This is a genomic window from Wenyingzhuangia sp. IMCC45467, from assembly GCF_054111205.1.
Genome location: NZ_CM134196.1, coordinates 2801181 through 2825039, shown reverse-complemented (window position 1 = coordinate 2825039; position 23859 = coordinate 2801181). Strand labels below are relative to the sequence as shown.

13 protein-coding genes are annotated in these 23859 nt (G+C 33.2%); 2 read left to right on the top strand and 11 right to left on the bottom strand.

The genetic code is table 11. The annotated features are described in order from the left end of the window. Positions 1 to 141: 141 nt before the first annotated feature. The 6 genes from ACXGQT_RS12105 to ACXGQT_RS12080 form a co-directional block, all read right to left on the bottom strand. Positions 142 to 1281, bottom strand: a complete 1140-nt coding sequence (locus tag ACXGQT_RS12105) for a glycosylase (protein WP_457828852.1) — start codon at positions 1279 to 1281, stop codon at positions 142 to 144. Between the two features lie 156 nt (positions 1282 to 1437). After that, complete coding sequence (locus ACXGQT_RS12100) at positions 1438 to 4302, bottom strand: glycoside hydrolase family 2 TIM barrel-domain containing protein (RefSeq protein WP_457828851.1); 2865 nt, start codon at positions 4300 to 4302, stop codon at positions 1438 to 1440. A gap of 9 nt (positions 4303 to 4311) precedes the next feature. Then, positions 4312 to 6501: an alpha-L-rhamnosidase-related protein gene (locus tag ACXGQT_RS12095; protein WP_457828850.1), complete on the bottom strand. Its 2190-nt coding sequence runs from the start codon at positions 6499 to 6501 to the stop codon at positions 4312 to 4314. A 67-nt stretch (positions 6502 to 6568) separates the two neighbouring features. After that, positions 6569 to 8155 (bottom strand): sodium:solute symporter family transporter, encoded by a 1587-nt coding sequence (locus tag ACXGQT_RS12090; protein WP_457828849.1) that lies wholly within the window; start codon positions 8153 to 8155, stop codon positions 6569 to 6571. Between the two features lie 19 nt (positions 8156 to 8174). Then, positions 8175 to 9239, bottom strand: a complete 1065-nt coding sequence (locus tag ACXGQT_RS12085) for a Gfo/Idh/MocA family protein (protein ID WP_457828848.1) — start codon at positions 9237 to 9239, stop codon at positions 8175 to 8177. Between the two features lie 6 nt (positions 9240 to 9245). After that, entirely contained in the window at positions 9246 to 11744 is a 2499-nt protein-coding gene (locus ACXGQT_RS12080; RefSeq protein ID WP_457828847.1) for an L-rhamnose mutarotase, read from the bottom strand. 349 nt (positions 11745 to 12093) lie between these two features. Here ACXGQT_RS12080 and ACXGQT_RS12075 point away from each other — a divergent pair, with 349 nt between their 5' ends. Both ACXGQT_RS12075 and ACXGQT_RS12070 read left to right on the top strand, forming a co-directional pair. Further along, positions 12094 to 13023: a helix-turn-helix domain-containing protein gene (locus ACXGQT_RS12075; RefSeq protein WP_457828846.1), complete on the top strand. Its 930-nt coding sequence runs from the start codon at positions 12094 to 12096 to the stop codon at positions 13021 to 13023. 6 nt (positions 13024 to 13029) lie between these two features. Next, positions 13030 to 14412 carry an alpha/beta hydrolase family protein gene (locus tag ACXGQT_RS12070; RefSeq protein WP_457828845.1) on the top strand — a complete coding sequence of 461 codons (1383 nt, stop codon included), beginning with the start codon at positions 13030 to 13032 and terminating at the stop codon, positions 14410 to 14412. 280 nt (positions 14413 to 14692) lie between these two features. Here ACXGQT_RS12070 and ACXGQT_RS12065 read toward each other — a convergent pair whose 3' ends face one another. The 5 genes from ACXGQT_RS12065 to ACXGQT_RS12045 are packed head-to-tail and all read right to left on the bottom strand — an operon-like array spanning position 14693 to position 23848. After that, positions 14693 to 15769, bottom strand: a complete 1077-nt coding sequence (locus tag ACXGQT_RS12065; protein ID WP_457828844.1) for a PKD domain-containing protein — start codon at positions 15767 to 15769, stop codon at positions 14693 to 14695. Between the two features lie 44 nt (positions 15770 to 15813). Continuing rightward, complete coding sequence (locus tag ACXGQT_RS12060) at positions 15814 to 16509, bottom strand: hypothetical protein (protein WP_457828843.1); 696 nt, start codon at positions 16507 to 16509, stop codon at positions 15814 to 15816. Positions 16510 to 16516: 7 nt separating this feature from the next. Beyond that, positions 16517 to 19726: a LamG-like jellyroll fold domain-containing protein gene (locus ACXGQT_RS12055; protein WP_457828842.1), complete on the bottom strand. Its 3210-nt coding sequence runs from the start codon at positions 19724 to 19726 to the stop codon at positions 16517 to 16519. Between the two features lie 42 nt (positions 19727 to 19768). Beyond that, complete coding sequence (locus ACXGQT_RS12050) at positions 19769 to 22174, bottom strand: TIM-barrel domain-containing protein (RefSeq protein ID WP_457828841.1); 2406 nt, start codon at positions 22172 to 22174, stop codon at positions 19769 to 19771. 42 nt (positions 22175 to 22216) lie between these two features. Then, complete coding sequence (locus tag ACXGQT_RS12045; RefSeq protein ID WP_457828840.1) at positions 22217 to 23848, bottom strand: RagB/SusD family nutrient uptake outer membrane protein; 1632 nt, start codon at positions 23846 to 23848, stop codon at positions 22217 to 22219. Positions 23849 to 23859: the final 11 nt, after the last annotated feature.

The window sequence follows — 23859 nt, the reverse complement described above, 5'->3', positions numbered from 1 at the left end:
GCAAAAATTAATATGACAAGCGTTTTTATATTCATTAATTATCTATTAAAACATTCTGTTTTTATCATACCGAACTTGTTTCGGTATCTCATATTCTACAACCTAACTGAGACCCTAAAATAAATTCAGGGTAACACATGGTTATTTAATCTCTATTTCATCTTTTGGAGGAGTCACAAAATGAATATCACTTTTTCCTATATCTTTTGAAGTTGCCAAGGCAATACCACGTTGCCCTGCTTTGTTTACAGCACAGTAATAATGATACACAATCCCCTCATGTTTAACCACAAATGATTTATGAGCAAACAAATCATCATAAGGTTCTGATGACTGAATTAAATCTTCTCCCTCCCAATCTTTCCAATGAATCAAATCATTAGACACTGCAAATCTGTTGAAAGCTCCTTGATCCCAACCTGTCCAAAAAGCTCCAAAATAAAACATCACCCAAGTATCATTAATACGTTGAATATAAGCATCTCCAGAAATTCCTTTATGATGATTGATTACAGGTCCATCTCCAAAACGTTCCCAGTTTTTCATATCGTTTGAAACCGCCATGGCAATACGCTCAGCTCCTTTGGCAGGATTGATACTATCTCCACGAGCGTTGTAATACATCACAAAATCATGTCCTGTTTCTTTCTCAACATCTCTAATCACAGAACTTTTATACATGGTACTGTTGTCCCACCATTTTGCTTTGTCATCATTTGGTCTTAAAACAGGTTCTGGCAAACGTTTAAATTCGTGAGGTGTAGTAGGCAACTCATCCGTATAAGCCATTCCCATAGATAGAATTCCAGCTTCATATCCTGTAGTATTCCCGCCAAAATAACTCATCCAGTATTTATCGTCATAAGATTCCCATTTGTAAGAACCTCCCCAAATAGGATCTTGTAAAGCAATGTATCCTGCTTTTTGATTGACATCCCATTCCGTAGTGTCTTTTGAAAAGGACATTACTTTTCCTAAGTGTTTCCAGTTTAACAGATCATCACTTTCTGCCAACCAAGTTTCGTAACCACGACCTTCAAAAATTAGATAAGTCATAAACCACTTTCCACCTTTTCTAAAAATACTCGGACAATCCATTTTGTATGAATTGTCTTTAGGCACCATGACCAAACCGTACTTATGTGGCGTTTTAATTTCGTTATATATTTCTTGCATTACGGCATCTGTTATCTCTCTTTTCTTCATTTTTGAAGAACAAGATGCCATGGCAACAAGTACCAAGCACATTAGCGTAATTTGAAAAACATGTTTTGTTTTCATGGGTTGATGTTATTTTTAATATCTAATAATTATTTTACGTCATTCCGAATTTATTTCGGAATCACATCATACTAGAAGTCACAAATTAAATACGAACCTGAAACAAGTTCAGGTTGACGACATTTTTATATTCTCATCAATAACTCTATAATTAATCTATTTTTTAAACTTTAAATAAACTGTACGTTTTTGCAGACCACTTAACCATTTTGGTTGTGATGAAGGCCCTAACAAATCGGTAGCATTTACTTTGTTTCTTGCTGGAGGCACTACATCTAACACCGCAATTCCTGTATTCGGAATGGTATACAACAAAGCATCACGTCCATCGCGTGGTGAGTACACTCCTAAATAAGTATCCGTATCTTTATTCTCAATATAAATTTGCCCTTCTTCAGTGGTAAATTCCGCCCAATGCCAATTGTTAAAATATCCTTTAAACTCAGGATAATTGAATGATTCCCCTGGAATAGGATCGTTATAATCGTTTTTCCAAATATCTAAAGTGGTTCCTTTTAAACGGTTTTGCCAAACCCTATAAGGTCCATCACCTAACCATTTTTTAGCTCTCATTTTTTCTTCAGGATAGTCAAAATACATGCCTGCTAAATCTACCACTCCATTGTACTCGTATTCATAGTCTAACTGAATCAATCCATCCGCATCAATAGTCCAAACTACTTTTTGAAGAATTCCGTGATAACTTGCAGTAATCACTACTTTTCCGTTTTCTTCTTTTGCATCAATATTCAATAAATTCTCAGAACATTTTACTTCTTCATCCCAACAAGAAAATTCTTTATAAATTCTATCTTCTCCTTTTAAAAAATCTGGATTGATGGTTCCATCTAACGTTCTGTCCCCTCTACGAGCCATGATTATTTTTGGTCCATTGGTTAAACTAATGGTTTTTCCAGATTGAATTACCTCAGTTAATTTCCCTGATAGTTTATCAATTTTAATTTCAGATTTATCTGCCTTAACAGCATAAAACTCTTTTGTTTCTTTTAAATCTACTTTTCCTGTAGCTTCTTTTTTATCTGTTGTTTTTTTGTCCCATGTAAAATCCCAAGTCCATAATTCATTTCCGTTTTTGTTGATGGCTTTTACGTACAATACCTCTGCTTCTTGCCAATTATTAGGAAGATTTAATTGTAAATTTCCTTTTCCATGTGGTTGAATATTGGGTGATGAAATTTTTCCTTTCTGAAGTGTTTTTCGTTCTGCTTTTCCATTTAAAGGAGAACTAAAATTCACCAATTCATATTCAAAAGTACAAGTATTTGTATTGGTAAAATCGTAACGATTTTCTAAAGTAAACGTTCCATCAAAATCTTTTGATAAGATTGATTTTTCCATAATCATCACCGGAGACCAAACTTCTTTCACGGTAAAGAAACTACCTTCTTTTTCGTGATGTGGCCCTACAATTCCATCGGCACCATAATTTCCTTGGTTGTCAATTCTTCCATCCTGATCGGTACGAGCAATTCCCTCATCGGCAAATACCCAAAGATAACCTCCTGCCCCTCTAGGATGTTTTCTCATAATTTCCCAATAATCATTAAATCCTGCACCATGACCACCATCATACAATCCGTGTAGGTATTCTGTTGGCATAAAAATATTATCATCTCTAAAATATTCTAATGTCTCTCCATAAGAACGATAATGCATGGTTTCTACTCCACTGTGTTCTTGTTGTGGATGTAACACAGGACGTTTTTGTAAATCCCAAATATCAAACTGATTGTCTAGATTGATATTCCATCCACCTTCATTTCCGTTAGACCAAAAAATAATACTTGGGTGATTTAAATCACGAGTAACCATTTCTTTCACTAACTTTTTTCCTACCGCATCATCGTAATGACCATGCCATCCTCCTAACTCATCCATAACATACAGTCCAAGTTCATCGCAAGCTTGTAAAAATTCAGGATCTGGTGGATAGTGAGATAAACGCACTGCATTCATGTTCATTTCTTTGATCAAACGAACATCTGCATAGTTTAATTCTTTGTTTAAAGTTCTACCAGATTCTGGCCAAAAGCTATGGCGATTTACCCCTTTCATCAACACACGTTGACCGTTGACATAAATTCCATCTCCTTTTCTGATTTCAATAGTTCTAAATCCAATAGCCTCAGAAATGTTATGCAACAATTCTTTCCCTTTATAAATAGCTATTTCTGCCTTATAAAGATTAGGTGTTTCTGCAGTCCATTGTTTGATATTTTTAAAACTTCCTGATAGATGAATTTTATCTCCACTACCAACGATATCAGCCTTAATGGTATTTCCTACTTTTTTCCCGTTGATATCTAAGACAGTTATCTCTGCTCGTATATTTGAAGCCGCATTTCCTAAAAACACATTGGCTTCAAAAGTTCCGTCAGCTTCCGCTTTTAACGATGTATAATTGATATGTGTTACTGGCAAGGCTTCTAAAAAAACCGGACGGAAAATTCCACCAAAATTCCAGTAATCTGCACGTCTTTCAGCCAAATTAACACTGGCATTTTTAGACTCTTTGCTCACCACAACACTCAACTCGTTTTTCTTTCCAAATTTCAATAAATCTGTGATATCGTATTTAAATCTGTAAAAAGCTCCTTGATGTTCATCATCACTTGCCGAACGTCCGTTAATTCTAACTTTTGTATCGGTCATAGCACCATCAAAAACAATTTTTACACGTCTGTTTCCCCATGCTTTTGGGACTTCAAACGTATATTTATATTCTCCAACCTCATCAGCAATTCCTTCTGGAAAAGCTTTTCCGTAAAAACGAATTCCGTATTGATATTTTCCAAATCCTTCTTGTTCCCAAACAGAAGGCACATTAATGGTTGACCATTCTCCGCTTTTTCTCCCGTCAGAAATTTTAAATTCCCACTCTTTGGTATCTTGATATCCTTTACCTGATAAATACTGAATTTGAGTTTCTGTATTTTGAGCTTTTGTCGAAAAACTGACAACTGCCAAAAGAATAGATAATCTGTAAATAAATTTGCTCATTCCCTTAAATTATAATGCTTTGTATTGAATTTGATATTCTTTATTAGCCACTAGTACTAACTGATACTTGTTTTTATCTACTTGCGTAATTGTACCCAAGTTTGTTTTTGGTTTGCTTTTACTATGAATAATTAAAGTTCCTTCTCCACTAACTGTTTTGATATTCATTTCTTTGGTACTGATACGCAATTCTATATTTCCTTTAGGTGTTGGCACTTTTCCTTCCATCCACTTTAAACCACCTAAATTAGGTTCAATTGTATACGTTTCGTATCCAGCGGAAATAGGTTGTACTCCCAAGTAATATTTTCCAAACAAATAAATAGGACTTGCCCCCCAAGCGTGACAAAGACTTTTCCCATAAGGTCTGCCATACATGGTTAAATGTTCTTTCCCTTGTTGTTTTGGATCGTATTTTTCCCAAAAAGATGTGGCTCCTTCTTTTAGCATTCCTCCCCAATAATCACGAATTTCATCTAATACAAATTCTTGTTCTCCCATAGCACAAAGTGCTTCTAACTCATAAAATCGCATATAAGGTGTGGTGATTTCTAGGATGTCATCATTTAGCAATACTTTATTCTTTACACTTTGTTTTTGTTCTTCATCAAAATAATTGAAAAAGATTCCAAACATATTGGCATATCGGGTTACGATGTCTTGCATTTTACCATCAATACGTTGGTGTTTCATAACATTTTCATCCTGATCCCAAAACACCTCAAACAATTGTTCTTTTAATTCTTCTGCCAGTTTTTGATATTGTTTTTCATCGGCTGTCTCACCAGCAATTTTTGCACTTACTGCCATGGCTTCTAAACTTCTAGCCAATAACATTTGCTCAAAACTAACCTCACCTGTTTTTGGTAAGCCATCAGCCCAATCAATAAAAACCCAGTCTCCTTCTAAAGGTTCTAAAAACCCATGTTGATTTCTTCTACCCAAACAGTACTCCATTAAGGTTTTCATTCTTGGGTAAAATGTTTCTATAAATTTTGTATCACCAGTATACAAGTAATAATCATAAATTCCCACAAACCAATACAGCGAATAATCCATAATAGTGTTTACGTGAGCCGTTACAGGCTCTTTACCACGTAGTGCCAATAAGGTTCTTTCTACAGATGGAGAATCAAAAAATAAATAATAGTTCATCAAATAACTTTGATAAGCATCTCCGGACCACACCCAACGATCTCTCTTAATTCCATCAATAAAAAATTCTCGTGTTGTTAAATGCATGGTATATGCCGATACATCCCAAATTTCATTCAATAATTTATCTGATGATTTAAAGACTCCACGATATTCTAATGGTAAATATTCATACAACATAGAAATAGAATCGTATTCTACAGAAGCATCTTTTTGAACTTGAACATAACGAAACGCCTTAGAACCATTGTGAGTGTACGTTTTTGATTGATTTCCATCAAAATATAAATGATCCAAAGTTTCACATTTAGTAGTATCTAAAGCCTCTTCTTTAGACTCTCCATAATACAAGGCTAATTTTCCTTTTCCTTTTAAACCATGAATTTTAATATAACCAAACGTTTCTTTTCCAAAGTCTATCAATTCCCCATTCTCTGTTTTTTTAGACTCTTTAGCTGTCCAAGGTTCAGTTGCCAATCTAAACTCAGAAGGCTTGTTGTTAGGAGCGTTAAAATTCCATGATCCAACATACACCCATGGCGTCCCAGATTGTTGCGCTTTTCCTGCTTCATCTATCCAAAGTTTATCTTCGTTGGTAACCATCCAATCTTGATTGGATTTGATGTATTTTCCCTGAATATAAATAGCTGGTAATACTTCTTGATTGTATACTTTTAAAGAAATTTTATGCTTTCCAGCTGGAATGTTAAGTGATTTTGGTTGCCCATAAATTTGGACTCCATCTACCAATAATTGAAAAGGTCCTTCGGATACTATTTTAATATTATCCGCTTCTGGAATATCAACTTCTGTTTGAAACGTAACCAAAGCATATGGACTGTAATATTTCCAAAGCGGCGGAAACACTGCTTCTCGTTCGGTACGTCTTACTTGCATTTTATTGCTCAACCAAACTTCAAAATCTCCAGGATACCAAATCCAAGTAGCTTCTTTGTTATTGGTTTGAGCAAATAAAGAAGTTGAAAACAAAAACAGTATTCCGAAATAAATTTTGAATACTGATGTTGATATTTTGTGACACATAATTGTGAACTATTTTAAGTTTAAAAATGAGTTTTATATCATTTTAGTTAAGTGTAGATTTTATTGATTAATGTCCATTAAAAAACACATATAATAATATCATAACTATTGTAAGAGCCAACCATAAAATTTTAACTTGATTGTCTGGTTTTGCTTTTGGATCAATCTTTAACAATACATCATGATTATCTTGAGCTATTTTATCTGTAATAGAAACCAAATAAGTCATGATTGAAAGTCCTACAAAAATGTAAAAAGACAACAATAAAAAATGTGGCCATTGGTATACCTGATTTGGAAATACCCATAAATATAACACTCCAACTCCTAAACTAATTATGGTTCCCAAAGTCAACACTAAATTGGCTGCTTTTGTAGTGGTTTTCTTCCATAAAACTCCAAACAAAAACACAACAGACATTGGCGGAGCAATAAATCCTAAAATTGATTGAAAAATATCAAATAGATTTAATCCTTTAATACTGTTAATGGCTAAAGTAATTAAGACTGCTAGTATAGAACCAAATAAAGTAACCAATCGTCCTACCTTTACTATTTTATTTTGACTTGCTTTGGGTTCGTATTTTTTAACATAAACATCCATGGTAAACACAGTACTTAAAGAGTTTAATGCAGAACCAATAGTACTAATTAAAGCTGCAATTAACACCACAATAATCAATCCTCTTAAACCCGATGGAAATAATTGGGTAACCATTGTCATATATGCTTCATCTGGATTTTTCAATTCAGGAAACAACACAAAGCAGACAATTCCTGGTAAAATAAATAATGGAACATCTAATATTTTTAACCAACCTATAAAGTTGGCTCCTAACTGACCTTCTTTTAAATTTTTAGCCCCTAACATAGATTGCACCATAGATTGATCTGTACACCAAAACCAAACTCCCATCACAGGATACCCTAAAAGAATAGCAATCCAAGGATAATTTACATCATCAGCAGGAAGTAATAAATTCCAATAAGAACCTGGAGTGCTGTTATAAATATGCTCTAAACCACCAGCTTTATTAATTCCCATAACAACCAATAAAAGAGAAACTCCAATAAGTAATAGCATTTGAAAAACGTTGGTATAAGCTATGGCTTTTAATCCTCCGGCAGCCGCAAAAAACCCCGATAAAATCACCATTAAAATTACAGAAAGATACATAGGTAAATCTAGCAACTGCTGTACTAAAATCCCCCCTGCAAAAAGGGTTAATGACAACCAAGAAATTAAAATAGTAATAAGTGTATACCATGCTAAAATATTACGTGTAGAATCGCCAAAACGCTTCCCCATAAATTCTGGTAAAGTAACCACGTTGGCTCCTAAATATCTTGGAGAAAATACTACCGCCAATAACAAAATAAATATAAAAGCATACCATGCAAAGTTACCTGCTACAATTCCTGTAGTAAAACCAACACTTGCTGAAGCAATTAACATAGAAGGCCCTACATTGGTTCCCCACATATTTAGTCCAATACTTGGCCATCCTAAAGTGTTTCCTGCTAAAAAATAACTGGCATCTGTTTTTTTGTTTTTTACAAAAGAAATATAATATCCAAAAGCTACTAATAAAATAAGATATCCAACAATAACAAGATAATCTATGGGTTCTAAAAAACTACTGATTTGACTCATACTCTATAAAACCTATTTTTTATATATTAAATTCTGCTCTAATATCTGCTACTTTTACAGGTAATCCTGTTGATAATGACCTATCCATTGCTTGTAACAAAGCAACTGTTCCCACTCCTTCTTCCATATCTGGATAAGCAGTAAAATCTTGCTCAATACTATCTGCAAAATATTCTAAATAATTTTGATACTCTCCTGCATGATGGGTTTGACCTTGAAATCTAAAATAATATTTTAGTTTATCATCTCCCCAATGAACTATTTTTTCTTCACCTTCTTTGGTTGTTACCGAATAACGTAATTCATGGTAATCTGCTTGGCTAGCTCCTTCAGTCCCTCTTAAAATACAAGTTAAACCACTATCTCTTTTGGTGGGTTGTATTGGCGATGTATACACCCCACTTACCCTTGCTATTCGTCCATCAGTAGCTTTAAAAATAAAATGCATGGTATCTTCATTTTTTAAACCAGCACTTTGCGCATTGCTACTTACCATACCATATCCCATTACTTCTTCTATGTTTGGTAAATACCATCTGATAAAATCTACAGGATGACTCAATCCACCATATAACCATTTAAAAGCATCTAACAAAGACCATTCTTTTTCTAAAAACCAACGATGGTCGGCATGATAATGTCCTTCTATGGTAATTAAATCTCCTATAACCCCTTCTTCAAAATCTACACGTTGACGTTTCATTGGTTCAAAAAACCTAGAGCTTTGGCCTATAAATACTTTTTTACCTGTTTTTTTTGCTAACTCAAGCAACTCTTTTGCTTTAGACAAATCATCTATAAAAGGTTTTGTACAAACTACATGTTTACCATGTAACAAAGCTTGTTTTATATGACTTGCGTGTAAGTAATCTGGTGTATAAATAGCTATAATATCTATGGACTTATCCTCTAATAATTCATTATAATTAGTAGTATAAGCAGGAAAATCAAATTCCTTAGCTCTTTGCTCACAAAGCTGCTCGTTTATATCGCACACTTTTACCAACTCCAACCTTTCACTTTGCAAAACTGCAGACATCGTACTACGTCCTTCACCAAGACCTAGAATAGCTATTTTTAACATTTGTAGTTAATTTAATTTATTTAAAAACACCCAAACTTCTCCGGGTTTTGTTCCTTTAATTCCTGTTTGATATTTTGCCATAATAGCATTCCAATCATCTACTCGTGGATTGTTTTCTGTCGTTTTTGGATTTAACTCATCTAAATCCGCTCCTTTTGGAATACTAATAATCAACATTAGCTGTCTTCCATTTTTAAACACCTGCAATTGCTGAAAATTAGCATTGCAAAACCCTTGAGCCACCTCTGGCCATTCTTTAAACTGTGTTTTATGATAGTCTAAATACTCTTGTTGTAATTTTTCATCATCTACCAAGTTTGCAGTTAGCAATACATGATCCCATGCTGCTGCTAAGCTTGTATCATCGCATCTTTCTGATTTACTAAACTGATATAAAGGAGTGTTGTAAGTTTTAATTTCTGCATTAGGGTATGCTAAATTCAATTCACTTTTTAAATGTTCTATATGATTTAGTTTGGCATATAAAACCGTGTGATCTTTCCATTGATAGAATTGAGCATCAATCACCCCATTGGTTTTTGCTATTGATTTTATTTTATCGGCATCAAAATTTTCACCTATCAACTCTACTGCAGCAAAATGTGGAATTTCTTGTAATGGCCAATTTTCATCAACTACAACTTCTTTTTGTAAATATTTAAAAGGAGCCCTAACTCCTGCATTGTGTTTGATATCATCACCTACAAAAGCATTGTTATTTTCCCAAACATTCCCTGGACCATTTGCATTTTGCAAGAATTTTTCGGCAGGCACCCAATTGTTTTTTACCGTAAAATACGATGAACCTTCATCTGTATATAAATAAAACCAGTGAAATGGATCATGTGCATATGGATTGTAATAAATATCATACACCATATTTTTTTCTATAACACTATTTGGTTGTGCCGACAAAGTATAAACCCCTGCAGTATCATACAAATGCTTTCCGTAATGGTGAATTTTATTAGCAATCACTTTATTACCACTCATAATATTCACTGTTTTTGTCCATCCCCAACCTAATCCAATTCCAGAATAAGAAACATCAGAAATTTCATTATGAGCAATAGTAATATTTTTTACAAATCCTGCACTAATTCCTAAGCAACCCCAATCTTCATTGGTAACATCTGTTATTAAATTATCTACAATAGTTTCATTAGTGGTAATTACCCTTTCATCTTTAGGTTGATATGGTAAATGAGTTTCAAAAGCCTCATCAGAAAACACTCCAACATTAATGGCACTCCCGCCAATATCTTTAAATAAATTCCCTTTTACAGTATTGTAGCTTGTTCCTTTGTGTAAATCTAACCCTGTAGAGGATAAATGCTTAAAATAACAAGCCTCAAAATTTACATGATTAGCATAATTAACCTCCACAGCTGCACGTGGTCTTCCAATCCAAGCCTGATTTTCTAAACCTGCCTTGTCAGGCGTTCCTGGTTCTTTTAATTTGTATGCATCCAACATATACATACCTGCCTGTAAAGGCACGTGCCCCTGTTTTGAAGGTCTTAACCAACTACTAAACTTAAATGATATATTTTTAAAAGTTACATGATGCACTGGAGCATCAATCGTTCCTTCCATTTTTATTAAACTTTCTAAAACAGGGACCGTTACCGTTGCTGTTTTTAAATCTTCATTTTCTCTAGGGTAATAATAAATTTTTGCTTTTTTTCTATCTAAATACCATTCTCCTGGTTCATTAAGCAAAGACAATGCGTTGTTTAAATAAAAAGCTGAATTCCCTGTTTTTTCAGAAATCCATGGAGCTGGCCAAGGATGCTCACTCTGAATACGACTTTCTGGTTGCTCAAAAAACAACTGAGCTTTATCACCATCAACCTCCATTTTTTTGATACGTAAATTGGCTATAGCCCACCATTGCTGAATGAACATTTCCATTCCTGGCTCAAACTTTACAGACTTGTCTTGGTAAGGAATCACACAAGTTTGTGATGCTTTATCCCAAGATAAAATTCTATCCATAGCATCTCCAGAGGTATTCTTTGCTCTGGTCGCTTTTTTACCGTTTACCCAAATTTGTCTATAATTTAAAACCTCACCTGCCTTTACAGGAGCATCGGCCACCCAAACAGTTCCTTTTTTTAATCCATTTATTTTTTGAGCTTTTTTCCAATTTTTAATTTGAATTCCACCACTCAATACTGCATTAGTATTATTTTCAGCTTTAATAATTGTTGGGCTTTCAGCTGTACCTGAATCCTCTGGACGAATAAAAACTGGCTCCTCTAAAGCGTAAACACCATCCATTAAAACTATATAAATTCCATTCTTCACTAATGGATCGTGTAAACGTCTCATATTCCTTGCCTTTCGCAAAGCCATATTTAAACTAGCTAAAGGATATTCTTTAGAACCTATATTTTTATCATTACCTGTAGTACTTACCCATATTTCGGTAGCACTACTTGTAAGTCCTACAAATAATAGCAGTAAAAAAACAGTGTATTTATATATTTTTTGAGCTTTCATTTTATTTTTTTAATAATTATTAATTTTCTTAACTAACAAGGTATTGAAATTTTAATCTTTTACACCAAAAGTTCAATTCCACATTATTCTACTCGCTATCAATTAAAAGAATTAATAATTTTGTTTATAACTAGTTTTATTTTTTTGCGTTTAATAGAGAATACCTTTTCTCTTTTACAACAAAACATTAATAATGAAACATTTGTTAAAACATCGCAATATTGATATTTTAACAATAAATTAGTGTTATTTTTAAACGATGGTCAATTTTATAAATTTAATATTTAAAATTTTACAAACTTACAGCCCAATACCATCCCTAGTATTAATTGATTTTTAAAAGTTTAACATGGAAAACTCCCCGACAAAAGACACACCAGAAAAGAAAAACAAACCTGGAAATCATGGTGTTTGGTGGCATGCAGAAAATATAGGACCTATTAAAAACATGCCTTTTATTAAACATTTTGGAAGCATGAAGTTTTCTAAAGTAAACATTGATGATAACATGAAACCCCATTTAAATGATGGTATAGAAATACATTTTGTACATAGTGGAAAATACAACTGGGTAATTGATGACAATGAAATACAATTATTACCAGACAATTTATCTATTACAGCTCCTTGGCAATTAAATGGAAGCCCTGAAGGAAAAATGGATATTGGACAAATAAACTGGCTGGTTATTAAACCCGAAGAATACACACCAGACACCCCTTTAAACTTAGGTTCATGGACAAAGCTTCCTAAATCATTTCAAGAAAGTTTAGGGAATTTACTTGCCGATGACAGTAACTTAGTGATTGAAAAAGCCAAAACGTTTAAAAAATATTTTATAGAATTAGAAAAAGAACTTTCTAACGAAGAAGATGGTTATGAAATTATTGTAGGTAACTTAATAGAAAATTTACTGATTGAAATACATAGACAACTTGCTTTTAGAAAACAAAAAATTGATGAAGAAGACAATTTTATAGACAACTTGTCTCAAATGATTTTAGCAGACATTAATAAAAAATGGATTATTGATGATTTGGCTTACAAATTTGGAATGGGAAAAACCAAATTTACTTATGAAGTAAAAAAATTAACAGGATACCCTCCTAACAGTTTTATCATCAACTTAAAAATTGAAAAGGCTATTGATTTAATTACCAACAACCAAAACATGAGTATGTCTGATATTGCTTTTGCTTGTGGTTTTTCATCTTTACAACATTTCACCTCTACTTTTTCACAACGCATTGGAACCAACCCAAGTAAATACAAAAAATAAAACTCTGTGCTTAATACCTCTCCAACTTTTAAAGTATATATTTTAACAATATTCATTTTTGTTTTTTCAACTTCTTCTTGGGCAAGTTTACATGGAACTTGGAAAAGTATAGCTATAGACAAAGAAATAAATTATAAAATTACAGATGCTAAAAATCCTATTCTAGATTTTTACCAACAACCAATGACAGTTGTATACCTTGAAAATTTAGGATTCAAAAAAAATGGGAACAACACCAACAAACAAGATGTAACATGGCTACTATCTAATGGTTACAGAGTCATTGAATTAGATTACAATCATAACACTTGTGCTGTTTCTCCAAAAATTAATGTAGATATTATTGCCATTAACAATGCCATGGCTTCTAATAATTTTTGTGGGCTTGATAACTTTTCAAATATCAGATCATACATTTTATTTGAAGGTTATAGAATTGCACGTGATGTGCCTTACTTTAAAGACAACCCTAAGATCTATAACAGACCTAAGGAATATATTGATGGAGATTTACTGTATATGGACATTATATACCCATCAAACCCTAAAACAAAAGTTCCCGTTATTTTATCATTTTCTTATGCTAACAGTTACGCAACTTATAATAGCGATTTAAAAAAACTCACCGATGCTAACAAACATCAACGACAAAATTTAAGCTATACTTTGGCAGGATTTAATGATTCTTTTTTAGAAGGAGCACCTGCTAATGGTTTTGCTTGGGCTATTGCTGACCATCCAAAATATTGTTCATGGGGAAGTGGAAAACCCGAAAACGGAAAAAACGATACTTATAAATCTTATCAAACCAATCCCGATACAGCTCAAAAAGTAAAATCTGCCGTTAGAACTTTACGAGCTTTAGGTTCAAGTTTAAACCTTTCAGATAAAATTGGAATTTATGGTTTTTCACGAGGATCTACAGCAGGATCTATGGCTATTGGAGACAAATCTGTTTCAGCTTTTGAAAACACAGGTTACCACATAGGTATTTCTGACAGAGTTCAAGCTGCTGCTCTTGGTCCTGGAATATTTGACTATACCATTATTTATAATACTCTTAATGATGGTGATAAAAACCTAGAACTTAGATGCCCGTGGGCATGGGGTAACTTAAAAGAAAACCTCGCTTTTTGGAAAACCATGGGAGCCGAATATTTAATAGAAACCACCAACACAACTCCTGTTTTATTTTTCCATAATACAGATGACAGTCCTGATTACTTGGTACAATACCAATATTTAAAATCTAAATTAGATCGTTTAAACATCCCTAACAAAACACTTGTTAACTACGGAAAAGGACATGCTGTTCCCCAAAAAACAAAAGACCTTAAAAAAATGTATGCTTTTTTTCAAAAACATCTTAATGCAACTAATTTTAATTAAACACATATTTCTTTACTCATCTCTTAAACTTTCTACAGGATTTTTTGTAGCCGACCTGTAAGTTATTCTGGATGAAAATATTATAACATATAATTATCAATAATTTTAGCTGATGACATGAATTTACTTTTTTGAGTCCGTTTTCTTATATTTCTAAAGCATCATTCATTATTAACTTTGGTAAACTACTTTTCTGAATAGAACTCCAGAAACAACATAACTTATTATTGACAAAAAAAGCCCTAATTTCTTAGAGCTTTTTTACTATTATTAAATATATTTAATCTATTTTTTCAAAAGAGATATCTGTCCAACTTATATTATAGGCTTGTCCAGATCCACTTTTCAACACAATATAAATAGTTTGTGCTGTATCAAATGTAAACAATTTATCCTCTGGAAAATTACCTGTGACATCTACATCTTGAAAATCATACGTACCAACCTCTTTAGGGCTACCATCCCATGTATTATATCTTACCTTAATTTCATCTCCTCGGTAAAACTCTTGAAGTTCTTGTGGCATTACGGTACTAAAAAAGAGCTCAGACCATACTTCATCAATAAGTGAATTAATAACAAAAGTACCGCTAAATTTATAAGTACCTGCTTCAACAATTACTTCTTGAAAAGCATGAGAACCTTTAAAACCTCCATCACCTGAAAAACTAACTGTATTACCATTTACATCTACATTTACACCTCCAGCAGCACGGTCGGCTTGAATTGTCCAATTAGCAGCTTTTATTAAATTAGGATCATCTTCGGGTATAATACTTACTATTTTTGTTACTATAGCAGGTGTTGTTCCTTCAATACCTCCTACAGTTAATGTTACTGTATAGTCACCCATAACATCGTAGATGTGATTAGGATTTTCTTCTCCAGATGTATTACCATCACCAAAATCCCAAACAAATGTTTCTGCATTAGTAGTAGTACTAGTAAATTGTATTTCTAGAGAATTATCTTGATTAGCTACAAAAGAAAAATCTGCTATTGGGTGAGGAATTGGTTTCTCTAAAGTTAATTCAAGAGATTTTGTAGCAGGTGTTGTTCCTTCTTTACCTTTGGTTGTTAAAGTTACTATATAACTACCAGCATTAGCATAGGTGTGTACTGGGTTTGCTTCAGTAGAACTTTGACCATCTCCAAAATCCCATTCAAAAGTCTCAGCAAAATTTGTGATACTATTAAAATTAACTGTCAATGAATTTTCTACTGGCTCAAAAGAAAAATAAGCTGTAGAGTTTGGTAAAGTTTCCTCTGGTAATTGAGATTCTTCACATCCAAAAATTAAGAATACCATCATCATTGATGCTAAAAATCTCAAACAATCGTGTTTTATTTTTTTCATTTTATTATATTTTTATTTAAACTTTATTTTATAAATCTCAAATTTTAATTTTTTACAAAGCTCCATACTTGACTAATGGTTGAACCTCCTTTTCCATCCTTAGCTACCACTTTCCAGTAATATGAAGTTTTGGTATTTAGTACAGCATCATATTTCACTTCGCTTAAATTTTCTGCTATTATCTGTAAATCAGCTTTATCTGTTCCTAAATAGATATCATAAACTAAAACATCATCATCGGCATCTTCTGCCGACCAATTTAATGTAACAGAATCTTCTATTAGTTCTGAATTATTTTCTGGGAAAATTAGAGTAGGAGCAAAAGGAAGATAGTTTAGCTCACCTTCATCTTCTGTGTAAAAATTGTAAACCTCTGAATAGTCGCTAGAGGCTTTTTCATCATCAATAGCCTTAACCCTCCAATAGTACATAACACCTCTAAACAATGATATATCTAACGTTGTATTAGATGTTTTGAGTGTACTTACAATTTCTGTGAATATATTATCTCTAGCAATTTGTATTTCGTAATTAACAAGACTTCCTTCTGGGTCTATTACAGGACTCCATTGGAATTTTAAAACATTTTCTATACAAACTAAATTATTAGATGGATAAACTAATAGTGGTATATCTGGAGCTATATTTCCATCTGGTATTGTTATTGTTTCTTCTTCATCAGAGCTACAAGAGAATAACGATATCATACAGAATGTAAAAAGGTATATATAGTATTTCATCTTAATTTTATTTTTTTATTATAAGTATGATTTCTTGAGGATGAGCACTCACTCTAACAAAGTAAACTCCTGCAGCTTGATTTTCTAGATTCAGAATAGCCTTACCGTTTACAAGTTTATAATTAGCTCTTGAAACCAAAGCAGAACTCACATTATACACAGATAATTCTACAAATTCAGCATCGCTTTGCACTAACACTTCACAACTCCCTTGAAACGGATTAGGAAAAACTTTTACAGCAGCTAAAGAAGTAATACTTTTAGTAAGCTTTCCTTCACACTCATTAACAGAACTTACTTCAAGCAAATCACCATTTTTCACAGTAACATTAAAGTCTTTTTCAAAAGTCTCTAATTGCTTATTTCCATTAACTTTTACAAGATAAGGAGCAGTCCCCGAACTAACCTCAACATGAATTTTATTACCCGAATTTGAAAATTTACCAGTAATTGGACTACTAGCTAATATTTCTACTATATAACATTGTTCAAAATCATCTACTTGTGAAATTAGACAAACATCGTATGTGCCTGGAGCTAGGTCTTTAATTACTAATTTTTTATTTGTAAAATCATAACTCTCTGAATTAACGGTAACAATATGATTAGCTTCAACATCTGCAACAATAGTAATTTCACCATTGTTTTTATTTAAACAAGTTTCACCTTTACTACTTACAAGAAAATTTATTTCAATTTTGGCTAGTTCTGCTATTTTTTCAGCAGATAATGAATAGTTATAAATTCTAAAATCTTCTATTCTACCATTAAAAGGAATGCTTGAATGTTGCCCTCGTCCTATGTAATTTAGTATAGGTTTAAAATCATTTGGACTAATAGATATAGAAGTAGATTCATCTACCATTTGACCATTCACATATAACACAGCATTATCATTACTTAAAGTAATAGCTACATGAGACCATTGCCCTGCAGGTAATTCCGATGATGATAAACTTTGTTCACTACCATTATTTTTAAGACCGAAATACAATCTAGATGAAGCGTTTGACGGAGACAAGTATATGCTTTCATCTTCATTATTTCCAAAATCAAAAATACGTCTATCTTTTCCACTATCTTGACGATAAACCCAAGTTGCTATAGTAATTTCCTGATGGTTAGCAATTGTAGCAGGTAATTGAATAAAATTATCAGAACCGTTTAATTTTACAGCATTCAAAGTTGATTTTCCTTCTACATATGACACCTCACCAAAAGCGGCACTGTGATTAAGATTTACAGTTGCATCTTTTGTAGTTCCTTCAAAAGTATAATGAGCTACAAGATCTTGTTCTCCTGTTGGAGTAGCAGAAACTTCATTTGAAAAATCAGAACGATTTAAAGAATGATCTTCTGCCATTATTTTATAATAGTAAGTATTACCAGCATCAACAGTGTTGTCTATAAAAGCAGTAGTTGTTACACTTCTAGCTATGGTATTATAATTTCCTCCAGCAGTATCTGCACGTAAAATAATATAGCTAGCCAAATCTGATTCAGCATTTGCTGTCCATTCTAATTTAACAGAAACTTTATTTGCAATAGCAGTAAGACCTGTTGGAGCAACTGGAGCATTAAATTCTATAGGTGCATCTATAGGTAAAAAACGCCATTGTTGATTAAAACTATTAGTTTTCTCATTCTGCACCATATTCCCGTCATTATTTACAGTAATACAATAAGAACTTTCTCTATTTCTTATATAAAACCATCCCTCTTCTAAATAATCTAAATACCATTGTTGATTTCCAGTATCGAATTTATCCCACAGCTGAATGTTTCCACCATTTTCCAAAGAAAAACCGCTAACTTCCATAAATTTATTATTACCAGACTCTGGAGAAATTCTCCAATAGCTAAAATCTCCACCTATTCTAGAATCAACAGGAGTAACGTTCCAATTTTGAGTAGAAATCCCTGTATAATTTCCTGATATTACATTAGCACCATTTGTATCGGGATTATCGCTTACTAGAATTACCTCTCCGCTTTCTCTATTAACGAGTTTATACAGACCATCTATTACAGGTTGAATATCTTCACCCCAAGTAACATTTATTACACGTTCTGCATTTGATTGTCCTTGTTGATAACCAGTTCCCCCTGGCATTTCTAAAACAAATTCACGTTGTGGTCCATAACCATCGTAATAAACCATCCTGTCTTTTGAAACATACTTAAAACTAGTGGTATTTGCCTGTCTTTCTGATGTACCTCCAAAAGCTTGAACCTTCCCATCAGGTGTACGATACACTGCTGCAGCTGTCCATTTTGATCGGTGTTCTGCATATCCAATTCTTTCTCCATCAAAAGCTTTAACCATTTCACCTCGAGCATAATTTGCTGGCCCCCACCAAATACCCATTTGCATACCATATTCATAACCTACTAGAGCCTCCATAACATTGTGAAGTTCATCATTAGAAGCATAATCTCCATTGGCACGTACCTGCTCGAAAAAATTCGCATAATTATCAAAAGAACCAGCTAGTTGATGTGTATTTCCTTCGTTAATACCAGATGGCTTTAAAAAATCATACCACTCTAATGCTTTATCTGTATTCAATGTATTTCCACCAGAAATACGTTTTCCATCAAAATAAGGGTCGTTTTTCATTTCTACAACAATGTCATAAAAATCTTGAATTGAACCTTGCTCTGGACCTAAATCCGGTTCATTCATAGGCCCAATACTAATCACTGGAAATCCTCTATCTTCAATCCTTTTCGCGTTTGCTTTTAGTAAGTTTTTCCAATTAACAGCATTCCCTAAGAAATATGGATCAACAGAAATTGCATCTGAATTCATTACAATCTTAACATCTGGAGATGCATAAGCCTCAACAATTCCTAATCGAAAATTTAATGCATCAATTTGTTCTTGCTGTAAATCTCCATCAACAAGTGGGTGTGTAGGCTGAAATGAAACTCTTGCTACATCGGTTTGATCCTTCCCCATAAAAAGAAGTGCTCTTCTAAAATTTTCTCTACTAGGCCAAGCAAGATCTGCTCCAAATTGTATTGTTTTTGATATTCCAGAGTCTGTCACATCAAACAATACAACTCTATCTGCGGTAGGCTGAGCAATAATATTATCACTAATACTTGCTGTTTGCCCATATCCATCTAATAAAAACAATGAACAGCTTATAATTAAAATCAATTTTATTATTGATTTTAAACTATGAATTTGATAAAATCTAGGTATAGTCATATTTCATAGATTATTTAGTTTATATTATCATAATTTAGGTTATTACTGAATTCTGATAGTTTTAGATTTCCCTGTATATATGACACTCTTTTTAGCTGATGTAGGGAAAATGCCAGAAGAACTTTTATCTTGTACTTTTAAAATTTCAAATTCAATATTCTTTGGCAATCCTTTAAACTTTCCTTCACGTTTTCCTATGGTTAGCTTGTTTTTAGAATCATCCCAAGTAAAGTCTATAGTTGCATAAGCACCTTCTTCATAATTATAATTATCACGCTCATCATCATAGTAAGTAAAATGAGCATCTGCTCCAGGATAAATACGAATTTCTATTGGACCTAATTTTTCATTTGCATATTGCACTTTTGGCCCCAGTGGAATTATTGAACCTGCTTTCACATAAAGTGGCATTATATCTATAGGCACTTCTTTTTCAATTTCCTGACCTCCTTTAAATTTCTCACCTGTCCAGAAATCAAACCAGTCTGTTGAAGCTGGTAAGTACAATTTACTTGTTCCTGTTTTATCAAATGTCGCTAAAGAATCGTTTTTCCCTTCGGTATACATCGCCTCTGTAACTGGTGCTACAAGTACTGATTTACCAAACATAAACTCATCGTTTAAATCAAGTGCTTTTTTATCTTGAGAAAAGTCCATAAATAAAGGTCTCATTAAAGTTGAAGCATTTGAAGTTACTTGCCATGATTCTGAATAGATATAAGGTAGTAACCTGTAACGTAGATTTATAAATTTTTCTACAGCATCAAAATTCCAATCACCACGTTCTCCTAATTGATAAATTTCTCGTGGAGTTGTAGTTCCGTGAGAGCGCATCATAGGGGTGAATGCTCCATACTGTAACCATCTTACATATAATTCCTGAAACGAAGGATTTTTAATTCCTTCAGGATATTCCCAAGCAAAAAACCCTCCTATATCTGTATTCCAATATGGTATACCAGCTGACACAAAATTAAGACCTGCACTTATCTGTTTTTCTAAAGTTTCCCAGTTACTAACAATATCACCCGACCATGAGTTGGCAGCATAACGCTGTTGACCAGCAAACGCAGAACGTGTTAATATAAATACACGTTTATCTGAAGTTGTTTCTCTTTGGTGATCATAAACACCACCTACCGTCATTAATGGGAATGCATTACGTACTTTTCTAAACGAACCTAAATGGGTCTGTGTATCAAAATCTTTATCTTTTATATTTAAATGATCTGGCTCTGTAGAATCTAACCACCATCCATCTACACCTTTTGAAAAAATTCCTTTATTCAAATAATCCCAATAAATATTACGGGCTTCGGGGTTATAAGCATCATACACTTTTACACCTGCCAATGGATCATCTGGTTTTGCTGGCCAGTAATTTACTGCACGCTCAGGATAGGTAGTAAAATCAAGTAACATATTCCTATCTTTTAATATTTTAAAAGGAGTTGTTTTGGGTCCAAAAGATGCCCATACCGAAATAATTATGTGAGCATTAAGATCGTGTATTTCTTTAGTTAGCTTTTCAGGATTGGGAAACGTAGGGTTTCCAAAGGTCATTCCATTCCAGTGGTAATTATCTCCCCAGTACTGCCAATCTTGAATAATACCATCAATAGGCACCCCTAAATCTCTATACTTTTTTACAACGCTTGCAGTCTCCTCTTGACTTTCATAGCGCTCTTTACTCTGCCAGTAACCAAAGGTCCAATAAGGCATCATAGGAGCTTCACCAGTGAGCGAACGTATTTGCTTAACAACACCATCTGCATTTTTACCATACATAAAATAGTAATCAATCAACTCACCTACTTCAGATTCAAAAGAAGTAACCTCAGCATTATCATAGAAAGTTGTAGGTGCATAATTATCCCAAAAAACACCATAACCTTTATTAGACTGAATAATAGGAACTACAGTTTCTTTGTTATCCTGACGCATAAACAACTTTTGATTACGTTGTGACATTTTACCTTTTTGAAATTGACCCAAACCATATATAAACTCATCTTTATCAAGCTGAAATTCTTGCTTCACGCGAAAAGAAGGCTCATTTACATCCATTTTAAAATCTAAATAGCTTCCATTACTTTTTTCTTTTAAAAGCAAGTTTTCGTGCAAATCCTGAAAACTTATGGAACCAGAAATTAAATTAAGTGATACACATAAATCATCCGACCTAAGAACTACTCTGTGAGCATCAGGTTCTGAAATTTTGAACGTTATGTTCTGAGGTTTAGCAATTACCGAAAGGCTGTTCTTCTCAAAATCAAAGTCCTTTTTAGACTTTAAAACGCGAACATTTTTTGAGGAATAAAATTGTAATTCGATGACAAGTGAATCTATTTCTGCTTTAAGACCATGTTCTGTTTTAACATACTTATTCTGCCCTTGAATAGAAACAATTGATAGAAAAAAAATAAATGAAAATAATTTAAAATGCATAATTTTTAAGTTGATTATTAATTTGAACTACTTATTTATAAATCAATTTGGATATCCTGGATTTTGATCTAAATTGGTATTGTTGTTTAAGGCTTGTTGTGGAATAGGGAAAAGGATTCTGTGATTTCCTGTAGGGGTATGAGAAAACCAAGATTTAGTGGTAAACACTCCAAATCGTATCATATCTTGTCTACGATGACCTTCTTGATTAAACTCCCATGCCAATTCGTCTAGAAAACGACCAAATTGGATATCGGTTCCACCTTCATTTGTAGTATTGTTTTCGTCTCTTAACCCATAATCATAGATAGCACCTCCTAAAAGTTCTGCTCCAGTAACAATTGCTTTACTAGGGTTAGATTTAAAAGCTCTTTCTCTAACTTGTGTAACAATGGCTGCAGCATCAGACTCACGTTGTGTTCTTAGCAAACTTTCTGCTTTCATCATTAAGACATCTGCATATCTAAGCACAGGAAAATCATTATTTAAAATATTAGTACTCCCCTTTTCAATTTCAAATTTCCCAAAACGATATCCATGAATTGATTCTGACCTATCGACACTTGGAATTTCATTTATATAATTAAGAGGATCTCCACTAAAGGAACCTAATTGAACATTTAGCATTTCACCAGAAGACGCATATTGCTGCCCATAAATAAAATTATTAGTTAACCTACTGTCTTCCGAATCAAACGAACTAATAAATTGCGGAATTGCAGCCATACCTCCCCAAGGCGTTAATTCTAAATCATAAGTTGCTTGATTTGCTGGTTGAAGGGTTTGTAAATGAATATCAAACGTATTCCAAGATGTGGTATAATTATCATCAATTGCTAAAGCAAAAATAATTTCTTTAGAGGTTTGATTCTCTGTAACAAATACATTTTTTTGATTAGGTTCAAGAATATAATTCCCTGAGTTAATTACTTCCTGACATGCATCTATACACTTTTGCCATTGTGGAGTACCACTATAAATTTCTGCATTTAAATACACTTTAGCCAACAAAGAATACCCTGCCCATTTATTAAACCTTCCATACATTTCTGCACTGGAATCCTCAACAAGATCATCTAGACTTTCTGTAATTTCAGTCACTATAAAGTTATAAACTTCACTACGTGTAGATTGCTCTGGTAAAAACCCTTCAGGAACATCAAATTCTGTAACGATAGGAACATTACCATATAAATCTAACAATAAGTAATAATAAGAAGCACGTAACACTCGTAATTCTGCAATTGAGGAAGCTAACTGTTCTTCCTTTAGTGGCACATATCCTGACTCTATTTGAAATATAATTTTATTACAATTCGTAATTCCATTATAAGTTCTAAACCATCCTTGGTTTACAGGATCATCTTCAGCTGTCCATCTGTGTTGATGTAAACGTTTGTAAACTCCTCCATCTACCCATCCATTAGGGCGTGCTGGAATAACAATCTCATCGGCCGTTACTTCTTGAGACCTCCATATACCATTCCATAATAAAAGCGTATTTCTCCAATCTACATAAGCAGAACTAACTAAAGCAGCAATATCACTTGACGTGGGTGTAAACTCATCTGCTATTAGATTTTGATAATTTGAATCTTCAAGTCTTGTACAAGATGTTATAAGCAATACTACTGACAACATCGTAATTTTATATAAATTCTTAATATTTTTCATCTCAGTTATTT

What these genes read in the sequence shown, in the direction of transcription:
- ACXGQT_RS12050 (WP_457828841.1), bottom strand. Translation starts at nt 22,174, where the DNA reads ATGCATTTTAAATTATTTTCATTTATTTTTTTTCTATCAATTGTTTCT.
- ACXGQT_RS12055 (WP_457828842.1), bottom strand. Translation starts at nt 19,726, where the DNA reads ATGACTATACCTAGATTTTATCAAATTCATAGTTTAAAATCAATAATA.
- ACXGQT_RS12080 (WP_457828847.1), bottom strand. Translation starts at nt 11,744, where the DNA reads ATGAAAGCTCAAAAAATATATAAATACACTGTTTTTTTACTGCTATTA.
- ACXGQT_RS12045 (WP_457828840.1), bottom strand. Translation starts at nt 23,848, where the DNA reads ATGAAAAATATTAAGAATTTATATAAAATTACGATGTTGTCAGTAGTA.
- ACXGQT_RS12105 (WP_457828852.1), bottom strand. Translation starts at nt 1,281, where the DNA reads ATGAAAACAAAACATGTTTTTCAAATTACGCTAATGTGCTTGGTACTT.
- ACXGQT_RS12075 (WP_457828846.1), top strand. Translation starts at nt 12,094, where the DNA reads ATGGAAAACTCCCCGACAAAAGACACACCAGAAAAGAAAAACAAACCT.
- ACXGQT_RS12095 (WP_457828850.1), bottom strand. Translation starts at nt 6,501, where the DNA reads ATGTGTCACAAAATATCAACATCAGTATTCAAAATTTATTTCGGAATA.
- ACXGQT_RS12100 (WP_457828851.1), bottom strand. Translation starts at nt 4,302, where the DNA reads ATGAGCAAATTTATTTACAGATTATCTATTCTTTTGGCAGTTGTCAGT.
- ACXGQT_RS12085 (WP_457828848.1), bottom strand. Translation starts at nt 9,239, where the DNA reads ATGTTAAAAATAGCTATTCTAGGTCTTGGTGAAGGACGTAGTACGATG.
- ACXGQT_RS12065 (WP_457828844.1), bottom strand. Translation starts at nt 15,769, where the DNA reads ATGAAAAAAATAAAACACGATTGTTTGAGATTTTTAGCATCAATGATG.
- ACXGQT_RS12060 (WP_457828843.1), bottom strand. Translation starts at nt 16,509, where the DNA reads ATGAAATACTATATATACCTTTTTACATTCTGTATGATATCGTTATTC.
- ACXGQT_RS12090 (WP_457828849.1), bottom strand. Translation starts at nt 8,155, where the DNA reads ATGAGTCAAATCAGTAGTTTTTTAGAACCCATAGATTATCTTGTTATT.